Origin of the sequence: Priestia sp. TGN 0903, assembly GCF_050846855.1 — a bacterium.
GTDB classification, from domain to species: domain Bacteria; phylum Bacillota; class Bacilli; order Bacillales; family Bacillaceae_H; genus Priestia; species Priestia zanthoxyli.
On sequence record NZ_JBOZGL010000010.1, the window covers coordinates 23,072 to 35,140 of the forward strand.

At 38.4% G+C, this 12,069-nt stretch carries 11 protein-coding genes; 8 read left to right on the top strand and 3 right to left on the bottom strand.

Going from position 1 to position 12,069, the window contains the following annotated elements:
- Positions 1–20: 20 nt before the first annotated feature.
- On the bottom strand, positions 21–773 hold the full coding sequence (locus ACRPLY_RS23685) for a lipase family protein (RefSeq protein WP_034327418.1): 753 nt from the start codon (positions 771–773) through the stop codon (positions 21–23).
- A gap of 255 nt (positions 774–1,028) precedes the next feature.
- Between ACRPLY_RS23685 and ACRPLY_RS23690 the strand changes: the two genes are divergently transcribed.
- A complete protein-coding gene (locus tag ACRPLY_RS23690; protein WP_028412486.1) occupies positions 1,029–2,483 on the top strand; it encodes an alanine/glycine:cation symporter family protein in 1,455 nt (484 codons plus the stop codon).
- A 32-nt stretch (positions 2,484–2,515) separates the two neighbouring features.
- On the opposite strand, the gene ACRPLY_RS23695 is transcribed toward ACRPLY_RS23690, so the two are convergent.
- A complete protein-coding gene (locus tag ACRPLY_RS23695; protein WP_325077553.1) occupies positions 2,516–3,571 on the bottom strand; it encodes an aromatic acid exporter family protein in 1,056 nt (351 codons plus the stop codon).
- 143 nt (positions 3,572–3,714) lie between these two features.
- Between ACRPLY_RS23695 and ACRPLY_RS23700 the strand changes: the two genes are divergently transcribed.
- Positions 3,715–4,881: a M20 family metallopeptidase gene (locus ACRPLY_RS23700; RefSeq protein WP_325077552.1), complete on the top strand. Its 1,167-nt coding sequence runs from the start codon at positions 3,715–3,717 to the stop codon at positions 4,879–4,881.
- A gap of 54 nt (positions 4,882–4,935) precedes the next feature.
- Here ACRPLY_RS23700 and ACRPLY_RS23705 read toward each other — a convergent pair whose 3' ends face one another.
- Positions 4,936–5,391 (bottom strand): ferritin-like domain-containing protein, encoded by a 456-nt coding sequence (locus ACRPLY_RS23705; protein ID WP_028412483.1) that lies wholly within the window; start codon positions 5,389–5,391, stop codon positions 4,936–4,938.
- 151 nt (positions 5,392–5,542) lie between these two features.
- Here ACRPLY_RS23705 and corA point away from each other — a divergent pair, with 151 nt between their 5' ends.
- From corA to ACRPLY_RS23735, 6 genes are all read left to right on the top strand, one after another.
- Positions 5,543–6,508 carry a magnesium/cobalt transporter CorA gene (gene corA, locus ACRPLY_RS23710; RefSeq protein ID WP_028412482.1) on the top strand — a complete coding sequence of 322 codons (966 nt, stop codon included), beginning with the start codon at positions 5,543–5,545 and terminating at the stop codon, positions 6,506–6,508.
- Positions 6,509–6,662: 154 nt separating this feature from the next.
- Complete coding sequence (gene dcuS, locus ACRPLY_RS23715; protein WP_049166327.1) at positions 6,663–8,249, top strand: DcuS/MalK family sensor histidine kinase; 1,587 nt, start codon at positions 6,663–6,665, stop codon at positions 8,247–8,249.
- A complete protein-coding gene (locus ACRPLY_RS23720) occupies positions 8,242–8,967 on the top strand; it encodes a response regulator (protein WP_028412480.1) in 726 nt (241 codons plus the stop codon). Before dcuS ends, ACRPLY_RS23720 begins: the two co-directional genes overlap by 8 nt.
- 141 nt (positions 8,968–9,108) lie before the next feature.
- Positions 9,109–9,768 carry a cobalamin B12-binding domain-containing protein gene (locus tag ACRPLY_RS23725; protein WP_028412479.1) on the top strand — a complete coding sequence of 220 codons (660 nt, stop codon included), beginning with the start codon at positions 9,109–9,111 and terminating at the stop codon, positions 9,766–9,768.
- A complete protein-coding gene (locus tag ACRPLY_RS23730) occupies positions 9,755–10,507 on the top strand; it encodes an STAS domain-containing protein (protein ID WP_028412478.1) in 753 nt (250 codons plus the stop codon). The genes ACRPLY_RS23725 and ACRPLY_RS23730 overlap by 14 nt, the downstream gene beginning before the upstream one ends.
- 293 nt (positions 10,508–10,800) lie before the next feature.
- On the top strand, positions 10,801–11,895 hold the full coding sequence (locus tag ACRPLY_RS23735; protein ID WP_224980631.1) for an ATP-binding protein: 1,095 nt from the start codon (positions 10,801–10,803) through the stop codon (positions 11,893–11,895).
- The last annotated feature ends 174 nt before the right edge of the window (positions 11,896–12,069 follow it).

Sequence of the window (12,069 nt, forward strand, 5' to 3'; positions counted from 1 at the left end):
CAGGCATTCCGCCTGTTTTTTTATTTTTGGACCAAAATAGGGTAATCCGACATCATCCATATCCCAACACTGTATGTTTGGGGATTATGGTTCCCTACGGTAGAGCCTGTTTGGATGGTAAATGAGAGTTGCAGAGGGTCTTGATCGTAATAAATTGTTTGCTTGGTGGAAGGGGAATAGAGTCGCTTCGGAGGGATTTTAGGAACCGTATCCGTCGTGTTAACAAAACAGCGGCTATTTGAAACAAGATTTGTGTATGTTTGAACGAATTGAGGATCCCCTACTCGAGGAGCTCCGTAGTTGTACATTGTAATTTCCGGAAAAGATGCGTTTGTGGCGACATCTAAGGCATGAAGAGCAGCGAGTGCGCCACCTAGGCTATGCCCCGTTATATAAATGGGCTTGGTGGGAAGCGATTTATATGTTTCAAAAATTTCATCACGGCATGATTCGTAAACGGCTAAAAAACCTTCATGAACGAGCCCGGCTCGTTGATTGTATGGATAGGGGCGCTGCCTAATGCGAGCATCAGCAATCCAATCTGCCTCAGATTGAGTTCCTCGAAAGGCAATTACGATAGAGTCATCAGATTCTAAAATAAAACCAAACCATTCTTGCACCCCTACGGCAGAAGCTTTAAACGATTTAATAAGCCGGTAGCCTTCAGGTACATCAAATGTGCCTCCCTGTGCGTATTGCTTATAAGCTAAGACGCACGCATAAAGAAGGTCTAGAGCTAAAGAACGATAAAATAAAGGCTCGATTCTCATCATTGTTTTTCACACCTTCTAATAGAAAATAACTCCTATAGCCTATGTGTTCTTGAGAAGAAAGGTGCAGATATCTCTTTTTTGAGAGCAATAATTATGGAGTGTAAACGATTTCTTATTGGATGTTTTTGAGGGGTTTATAACTTTTTTTGTGTATTTTAACTAAAAAAAAGTTTTAATTTAGAGTTTTATTGTTAAAATTTATAATTTAACTTATAATTTAAAATAGTCTGAATCAAAAAATAAGGGGGTTATCGTTTGGAGCAATTTGTAACGAGTTTGAATAATGTGCTATGGAGCACGCCTGTTATTTATGGGTGTCTTGCGATTGGCCTGTTTTTCTCGATTTTAACAAGGTTTTTACAGGTACGACACTTAAAAGACATGGTTATGCTGATGTTTCAGGGTAAAAGCTCAGAAGCAGGAGTTTCTTCCTTCCAAGCACTGTCTTTAGCGCTGTCGGGACGAGTTGGAACAGGAAATATTGCTGGAGTTGCGACAGCTATCGCTTTTGGAGGTCCAGGGGCTGTATTTTGGATGTGGGCAGTTGCTTTTATTGGTGCTTCTAGTGCATTCATCGAATCAACACTGGCTCAAATTTATAAAGTTAAGCAAGATGGCCAATATCGAGGTGGTCCAGCGTACTACATTGAAAAAGGAACAGGTATGAAATGGTATGGCATTTTATTTGCCATTGCAGCCCTTGTTGCGATGAGTATCTTAATGCCGGGCGTTCAGTCCAATTCCATCGCGCTTGGCATCGACAATGCATTTGGTGTTAGTCCAACGGTTACAGCAGTAGGATTAGTTATTATTCTTGCTTTTATTATTTTTGGAGGCGTTAAGCGTATTGCAGGGGTAGCCCAATTCGTTGTACCTTTTATGGCACTTGGGTATATTATTTTAGCTCTTATTATTATTGCCATGAACATTTCGGAGTTGCCGGGAGTTATCGCTCTTATTTTTAAAAGTGCTTTTGCATTAGATTCTGCTTTTGGAGGAATCGTTGGTTTAGCTGTTTCTTGGGGAGTGAAGCGCGGCATTTATTCAAACGAAGCAGGACAAGGAACGGGGCCGCACGCAGCAGCTGCAGCAGAAGTTTCACACCCGGCGAAACAAGGTCTTGTACAAGCTTTTTCGGTTTATATTGATACACTGTTCGTTTGTTCAGCAACAGCGTTTATGATTTTATTCACAGGCATGTACAACACGGAAGGACCGGGAGGTTCATTTATTATTTCAAATTTACCGGGTGTAGAAGCAGGACCTGGATTTACACAAGCTGCTATTGAAACAGTGTTGCCGGGGTTTGGAGCTGGCTTCGTGGCAGTTGCCCTATTCTTTTTCGCGTTTACAACGATCATGGCTTATTATTACATTGCTGAAACAAATATTGCTTATCTAACTCGCGGAAAGAACGGGAAGTGGGCTATGTTTGCATTAAAACTTGTCCTGCTGGGAGCTACGTTCTACGGGTCAGTGAAACAAGCCTCATTAGCTTGGGCGTTAGGTGATGCAGGACTTGGTATTATGGTATGGCTAAATTTAATTGCTATCTTAATTTTAGCTAAGCCTGCGTTAGTTGCATTAAAAGACTATGAAGCTCAGAAAAAACAAGGGGTAGACCCCGTATTTGATCCTGTTAAGCTAGGAATTAAAAATGCGGACTACTGGGAGAAAGAATATAAGAAAGATGAGTCACAAGTTTCGTAAACAAGAAAATCCTCACATTTGTGAGGATTTTTTTATGAAGAAAGTGAGACAGGCGAATTGTTTAAGTTATAGCGTTCCTTCAAACGATGAATACGGTGTAGTTCTTCAAGCAGGTGATGAATCGCAAGAAGTTCGTACAGCATGGTTGTTTCTGTTGAAAAAGGCTGATCCACTCTGTTTTCTTCCTGCTTATGTGCCCAAAACCTTTGTTTTAAAGTCAAAACAAGCGTTTGATGCTGCAAAGAGCTTTTATATTGTTCATTTTGTAAGACGTTATGAAAGGAAGTGAAAGTGTCCCAAATCACTTGATGTTTTGCACTTTGCAGCTGATGAGCGGGCAAATAAATTAAATTACCAATATGGTAGACAAGCTGCCTCATAAGAGAAAGTTTCTTATATTCATAGTGGAATTTTCTCATAGCTGTACGAGTGAAATGATGAAATTTCCATTCTTTTCGCTGATACTCACAAAGCGTCTCAATTTTTTCAATTTCAGCAGAAAGCTGCTGAAATTGAAACTTTGTTTGTTTATGACAAGCGTGTACTTGAGAAAGTTCGCTTCCTCTTTGCTGTAAGACGCTACTCATTTGTTTTGAGAGAGTTTGAATTTTCCTCGTAATAATCGGTGTATAATTAGGAGGAAGAACAATGATATTTACAAGTGAAGAAGTAAGCAGCCCAATACTAGTGGTCGCTAGGCGAATTAAAAATGATATGAAATAATGGTCGTGCACAATCGTCAGCATAGCCACTCCTGTTAGCGTTGCAACGAGTGTTCCGGCATGTAAACGCAATTTATAACAGGATATAATAGTAGAAACAGCAACAAGCATATAGGTAAGCGGCGTTACGCCTAAAAGAAATGTGTAAATCATGGCAAAAGCAGCTCCAATTGCTGAAGCAGGAAAGCGAATGAACGCTTTTTTGATAGAATCCGCAGCGGTTGGTTCAATCGTAACAATGGCTGTAATAACAGCGAGCATATACGGCCAGCCAACGGACTGACAAATGAGTGCAGTCAAAAAAACGGCAATGCCTGTTTTAATAATACGACCGCCTAAAAAATTAAATTTTTTTACGTTAATCATTATGCATACCTTCTTTAAAACAGTTAGTAGTTTAATTATAAGGCATATTAAGGTGATAGGAAAACACGTCTTAAAAACTAGCTTTCAAAAAACGAATAAATATACTATAATTTGTTTAAATATTTAAAAGAGGAGTACAACTAATGAAACAATTAATAAATGAAACAATTAATAAATTACAGGATAGATTTTATGATGTAAGCAAATATATTGGACAAAATCCTGAGCTTGGCCATGAAGAATTTAAGGCTTGCAAAGCATTAACAGATGTTTTAAAAGAACAAGGGTTCACAGTTGAAATTGGTACATGTGACTTGCCAACGGCTTTTACCGCTGTTTATGACAGTCAAAAGCCAGGTCCATCGATTGGGTTTATGGCAGAGTACGATGCTTTGCCGGATCTCGGACACGCATGCGGACATAACTTAATTGGAACCATGTCAATTGCCGCTGGTATTGGTCTGAGTAAAGCAGTCGCAAAAACGGGCGGTAAAATATACGTATACGGAACGCCTGCAGAGGAAACACGAGGCGGCAAAGTAACGATGGCTGAACAAGGTATTTTTAATCATTTAGACGTAGCTATGATGGTGCACCCTTATTACTGTCATCAAAAAAGCGGGCGTTCTCTTGCGATGGATGCGATTCAGTTTGAGTTCTTCGGAAAATCTGCACATGCAGCCGCTGCCCCTCATGAAGGAATCAATGCACTAGACGGTGTATTACAAACGTTCAATAGCATTAATGCGCTTCGCCAGCATGTGAAGCCGGATGTACGTATTCATGGAGTGATTACAGAGGGTGGCAAGGCGGCCAACGTTGTACCGGATTATGCAGTAGCACAATTTTATGTTCGCGCTTCAACTCGTGCATATGTAGATGAAGTAACAGATAAGGTGAAGGCATGTGCACATGGTGCTGCTTTAGCGACAGGAACAAAATTAAAAATCTCAAACTATGAGTTTTCTTATGATGATATGCAAACGAATCAAACATTATCCGACGTCTATACAAATAATCTCATCTCATTAGGTGTGAGCGAGCAAAGCATTACGGAAGATCAAGGCGATCATGGATCTTTAGATATGGGGAATGTGAGTCAGGTTGTTCCGGCTATTCATCCGTATATTCAAATTTGTGATGATTATTTTGTTTGTCATACGCACGAATTTAGAGAAGCAGCTTTAAGTGAGCAAGGAAGAGAAGCAATGATACTTGGTGCAAAAACAATGGCATTAACAGGGTATGACGTATTAACCAATCAAACGCTGCTCCAAAAAATTAAAGAAGAATTTAATGCTACAAAGTAAGAGATAATAATAAAACCATACTAAATAATACGCTTGCAGTGGCAAGCGTATTATTTAGTATGAGAAGTGGGACTGAATGGTTCGAAAAATTTGACCGTGGCGCTGTTCATCGCTCGCAGCTCGAACAATGCGGCTTTGAATTCGAGCATTTGTGATTCTTCTAGCGATTGATTGATAAAATGGAACGGTTTCTACTTCATCTTTAATGGATTCAGAGACCCCTTCTTGAAAAGTATTTGGCAGTTTTATGTTTAATGAAATCTGTGGGTAGCTGCCTGATAAATCATAATAGGCTTTAGAAAACCAGTCAAAGTGTTTAATTTCATCCTGCCGAATACCTAATATAGCTTGTTGAAACTGATCATTAGGAGCCAGCTCTGCTAGGCGTGTATAGTAGTGAATAGCGGAAAACTCATCGTTTACAGCTTTGTTTATATCTCTTAAAAGCTGTTCGTCTAGTCTTGTATCATCTTCCCAATATTCTTCATGCCGGGAGTAAAATTCATACATATGGATATACCTCCTCACCGTTTTGTTCTCTTGTCGTCACCATCATCGTATGTATAGACAAGAAAAGGCGTACATTAAAAGAAAAAAGTTTAACAAAATGGTAAAAAGGGTATGTGCAGAGAATAGTATCAAAAAAGACAGAGGTTATCTTATGATTAAAATTGTAGCTAAAACCAAAGAAGGAGCTATTAAAGAGATAGAAATGAATGAGATTCGTTCAAGCCATGACTTTCAATGGTATTGGGTTGATTTTTACAATCCCACCGAGGAAGAAAAAAAGCAGCTTGAACAATTTAATTTTCATCCTTTAGCAGTTGAGGACTGTTTGAATCAAGGTCAGCGGGCTAAATTTGAGTTGTATGATGAGCATTATTTTTTAGTGTATTATGCACTTCATAAAGAAGAGCTTGAGCACTTAGAAGTATCTGCATTTGTGGGGGATAACTTTTTAGTCACTTACCACTTGGACAAGCTAACGAGCGTGGCTAGAGTGTGGGAGCTTATCAAAAAAGACCCTGAGGCTACCGAAGATGGAACATGGGATATCATGTATGAACTCTTAGATCATACCGTTGATGAATACTTCCCTGTGCTTTATAAATTTGAAGATCACATAGACGACATTGAAGACAATGCAAAAGACGAACCTATGGATGAACTAATGAGGCAGCTTTATGACATCCGAAGTGATTTGTCACGAATGCGCCGGATTTTAAACCCCATGAGAGATTTAATGTATCGTATTATGTCAACCAATGCGTTAAAAGCAAAAGAGCAGGTTCGCTATTTTAATGATATTTATGACCACCTATTAAATATGATTGAAATTATGCAAGCAAGCAGGGATTTGTCAAATGATATTCGAGAAAGCTTTATGTCCATCAACTCGGATCGTATGAATTCAATCATGTTTACGCTAACGCTGATGTCAGCTATTTTCTTACCGTTGACGTTTATTGCTGGCCTCTATGGCATGAACTTTTCATATATGCCGGAACTGACGGGGAAATATAATTATTTTATTGTACTGGGCATTATGATTGGGCTTGTAGGCGTAATGGTCTTTGCCTTTTATAAAATGGGATGGTTCAAATATCGAAAAGGACCTAAACTATAAAGTAGATTGTTAACCTTCCTGTATAAATGTTCATCAACTCAGTAAAAATGAAATTAAATAAGCGAAGATCTTATCTGCCTCTAGATAAGATCTTTTTCTTGTGCTATAAACAAGGAAAGCAGGGAAGCGAGGGAAGAATGTGAAACACGGAAGAATGGGGCTGCGAAGCATCACGGTGCTGCTTGTATGCATGGTGGTAATTCTATCGCTATTGTTAACGGATTTATTAGTTAGCAGTTCAATTGGAAAAAACATCCGAGATCAACAGGCTGAAAAAGCTCGGACTATTGCTACAATTATTTCAGAATCAACGAACGTGAAAAAAGGACTAGAGACAAAAACACCTCAGTCAATTCAGGAATTTACTGAACGAATTCGTAAAAAATCAAGCGTCTTGTTTATCGTTGTTATAGATATGAATGGAATCCGCCAATCTCACCCAGATCCTAAAAAGATAGGAAAGAGGTTTGCCGGAGGCGATGAGCAAAAATCATTGCACGGGAAATCTTATGTATCTGTATCAAAAGGAACGCTTGATAAATCTCTGCGCGCTTTTGCACCCATTTATAATGAAAAAAATCAACAAATTGGCGCAGTGGCTGTGGGGATTTCTTTGAATAATGTAAATGAAGCGATTAGAGATGGGCATCGTCGAATTGTTTTAGGTTCATTAATTGGCCTACTTGTAGGCGTTCTTGGTGCTATTTTATTAGCGAATTACATAAAGAAAATTTTATTTGGCTTGGAACCTTCTGAAATTGCTAAAATTCTAGAAGAGAGAAGCACCATGCTGCAGTCGGTTCGTGAAGGAGTGATAGCTGTTGATAAAGAAGGTAATATTACACTTGCTAATCGTTCTGCACGCCGTTTATTTGTTAAAGCAGGGTTAGCACCAGAGCCAATCGGTTTGTCTATTCGAGAATATATGCCCACCTCCAGATTGGACGACGTTTTGTCTACGGGGGAATCTCATTATGATGAAGAGCAAGTCATAAATGGAGTAGCCATTGTAGTTAATAGGGTTCCGCTAGTGGTAAACGAAGAGATTGTAGGAGCACTTTCTACGTTTCGGGATAAAACAGAAGTTAATATCTTAGCAGAACAGCTAACAGGTGTTAAAATGTATGTGGAAGCGCTTCGAGCACAATCGCATGAATTTATGAATAAACTTCATGTGATTTTAGGAATGGTGCAGATGAATTATTATGATGAGCTAAAAACGTATATTCATCAGCTTGTTAATCATCGTGTCGATGAATCTAGTTCAGTGACTAAATCTATTAAAGATCATGCGTTGGCAGGGTTTCTCATGGGCAAAATGAGTTATGCTAGAGAGGAAAGCGTAGAACTGACGTTTTCCGCTGATGAAGTTATTCCAGAACCTTCAGATCCACACGTTACTCATCATCTCATTACCATTATTGGAAATTTAATTGATAATGCAATTGATTCAGTTTGTCATCAAGCCTCTAAAAAAGTGTCCGTTATGCTTGTGTATAAAAACAATAAGCTTACGATTCAAGTTACGGATACAGGCTGCGGCATTCCTTCCGATACAATGAATCAGATTTTCAAGAAAGGCTTTTCTACAAAAGGAACGAGCAGAGGGTTTGGGCTGCATTTAGTGAAGCAAACGATTGATGAACTAGGTGGCCAAATCGTTATTGACTCATTTATAAATAGCGGTACCACATTCTATATTGATATTCCGTACGAAACAAGGAGAGATCAAGTTGATTAAAGTATTAATTGTTGAAGATGACCCAATGGTTGCTCAGTTTAATCAAAAGTACATTGAAGAGATAGAGGGGTTTACAGTGGTCGCTGTTGCTCATTCGGGTCATGAAGCCTTAGTGAAGGTAAATGAATATCAAGTTGATTTAGTACTGCTTGATATCTTTATGCCTGGGCAAAATGGTTTGAGAGTTTTACAAGAGATTCGAACAAAGCAAGAGGAAATAGACGTCATTTTTATCACCGCTGCTTCGGATGCCCAAACGATTCAGCAAGCTTTACGCTATGGAGCGATTGATTATTTGATTAAGCCTTTTACATTTGAACGCTTTTATCAAGCACTTTCGGCTTATAAACAAACATTTCGTACGTTAAAACAGCAACCTCAGCTTAATCAACAGGAATTAGACGGGCTGCTGTCTAATAAAAAAATAAAAGAAGCTCCGGTAGAGCCGTTGCCTAAGGGTCTAACGACAGGAACATTAGAAGTCATCGTAGAAGCCATTGTGCATCTTAAAGATCACCCTTTTTCGACCGATGATGTGGCTGAAAAAACGGGAATTTCAAGAGTGTCTATTCGAAAATATTTAAAATTTCTAACAGATATAGGTCTTCTTGGAGAAAGAATGACTTACGGCACAATAGGACGTCCTGTGTATGCGTACTTATACAATGAACAAAACCGTCACTTGCTGCATCACTATCTCGTTGACTTTGAAAAATAAAAAGATTTACCTGTCAGAGACGTCCGGTGCTATTTTGTCGGTGTGAGAATATTTTACTGTAGAGTGCCGGTGAGTTAAGTGGTATGGTTGATAATAACAAAGGAAAAAAACAAGTCGTTTGACTGAAAAAGAGGTGGTTTCTTGATTGAAAGCATAGAACGCTTGACTGAATTACTGTTATCAGGGAATCAAGATGAAGCTTGGAATATTGTGTGGAAAAAAAGACAGCAGGGTTTCGATACATTTTATATTTTTCAGCAATTCATTTCAGTGTCAATGGCTCAAATCGGTATGATGTGGGAAGAAGATGAAATTTCAGTGGCTGATGAACATTTAGCTACTACTACCTGTGACTATGTTTTGTCACGCTATCAATTGTGTATAAGACAAGAAGTTATTAAAAGTGAAAAAAAAGGTCTGTTTTTGTGTATAGAAAATGAACAGCATTTTTTAGGTTTAAAAATGATTTCCATTCTCTTTGAAGAGCACGGATGGCAGACGAAACTTTTAGGAGCAGATTCTCCGCTTTTACATGCAACGCACGCTGTTGAACAATGGAAACCTGATTTAGTAGGAATCTCGTTCAGTTTAACTCATCATATAGAAAAAGCAAACGAATATATAGAAGGATTAAAAAAGACAAAACATCAGCCGCTTATTTTAGTTGGAGGCCGAGTAGTTTCAAACTATAAGTTTCCTCTTGTTCAAACAAATCAAGTTCGATTTATTGCACAGCTAGAGGAGTTGAAAGAGCTTTTTCATTATCAATCAATTAGGGGGATTAAGGTTGTCGACTATTAAATATGCTCCGCTTCCTGCTTTTATTATGGATGAGGAAATGAATATTCTAGCGCAATCTGATGAAGCAGCCGCTTTATTCGGAGAGGTTCAACATTTTTTAGAAATTGTTGATGAAGATAGTCAGAACAAAGCTAGAAAACGATTAGGAAAGAAGGAAAAAATAAAAACAGAATTAGTCATGCATTCGCGTAAATCTAAGATGTCTCTTTATACCGTGAATTGCAAATGGGAGCAAGATAAGGCGCATGTAATATGTGTAGAGGAAGATTCTCAAATTAGAATTCTCTCAGAAAAAATCGAACAGCATACAGCGCGTTTATCTGAAACAGACTTAGAACTGCTGCTGCAAAAAGAACGATTAGAAAAGGCCATGAACCGAGTTATAGAGCTGTCGGGACCGTTTATTCATTTATCGAACAACATGGTGCTTATACCTCTGTTTGGCGATTTATTTGAGGAAGTCATCATGAAAAATGAACATCGGCTGCTCAGACAAATAGATGAGGAAACGGTTGATCGAGTTATCATTGATTTTAATGGAATCGGTCAAATTGATGAACGAGGTGTTGCAGCCCTAGAACATTTAATATGGGAATTTCAGCTAATGGGCGTACAGATTTATTTAACAGGTGTGACACCCGATCACAGTCAATGGCTTCACCAGTATCATTTTCAAGCAAATGTAAAATCTATTAGTAACCTAGGTCAGGCCATTCATCAATTTTTTACAACGGCATGAAATGGCTACAAAAAGTGAACACTTCATATAAAGGCAATAAGACAGGGGATCAATACGGATAAACAGGTGATTAAAATTTGGTGAAACACGCGCGTAAAGTAGCTTTAAGAATTTCAATTATATATATCATTATTGGCGCTGTATGGATCTTGATATCTGATAATATATCTAGAACATTAGCGCAAGGTCGTTTTGAAGTATATATTTTTTTTCAACAATACAAAGGTTGGTTTTTTATTTTAGCTACGGGTATTATTTTGTATGGGTTGGTATATAGGAGAGCTTATAAACTAGTGGAGTCCCAGCAAGAGCTCGTAGTGAAAGAACACGAACTTCAAACGAGCAATCAGCACTACCAATCTTTGTTCAAACATAACCCTGATGGTGTTTTTGAAATAAGTAAAACGGGTGAAGTACTTCTTGCTAACCCGGAAGGTGAAGCAATCGTTGGATACTCCAGTGAAGAACTGCAAAAGATGAAACCTTCAGCTCTTATCGCAGCTGAAGAGTTTGATATGTGTAAAGAGTATTTTAAAGAAGTGCTGAATGGAAAAGGTGCTAAGTTCGAAATGAATGTGATCAATAGAAAGCGAGAAAGACGGTTGCTTAGGTGTTCTTTGCTTCCCATTATTGTTCATAAGCAGGTAGTAGGTGTATTTATGATTGCACGCGATATTACTACATACCGTCAAGATGAAGAGCTTATGATAACCTCGGAAAAAATGTCGGTTATTGGACAAATGGCAGGTGCCGTAGCACATGAAATTAGAAACCCCCTTACTTCTTTAAAAGGTTTTGTACAGGTTATGCAAGCCTCTAAGGAAACAAATGACACATATTTAGATATCATGATGTCTGAAATCGACCGCATCAACTTAATCTCCAGTGAAATGCTCATTCTTGGAAAAAAGCAGCATGTATCTTTTGAAAAGACCAATTTATGCGAGATTTTAAAACAAGTTATTACGCTAATGGAAGCGCAGGCCAATTTAAATAATGTTTCTATTTTATTGAAAGAAACAGCAAAAAGGCCTATTTATGTTTCGGCTGATGCAAATCAGTTGAAACAAGTGTTCATCAATGTGATCAAAAACGGTGTAGAAGCTATTATTGAGAAAGGCCATATTACAATAACAGTTGAAGAAAAAGATACACGAGCATTGATTCACTTTGAAGACAATGGAATCGGAATGAGTCAAGAGAGGATTGAACAAGTAGGGACGCCGTTTTATTCTACAAAAGAAGCTGGAACGGGCTTAGGGCTGGCCGTGTGTTACAAAATCATGGAGCGTCATCAAGGTACCATGCATTTTAAAAGCGGTAAAGGAAAAGGGACAACGGTTACTATTGATATGCCAATTACAGAACGAAACAGCCGCCTTTCGTAGTTCAGAGAGGCGGTTGTTTTCTTGAAAAAGAGGAAGTAAGCAGCTGAGCCCTTTGCGTCCGGATCCATATAGGACATAAAACCTCCTTCTTATACAAGTTTTCGTCCATAATAAAGAGGATCATATTGTTTTCTATAGAAGCAATAGTGTATCATAGTTGAAGCTATGTATATC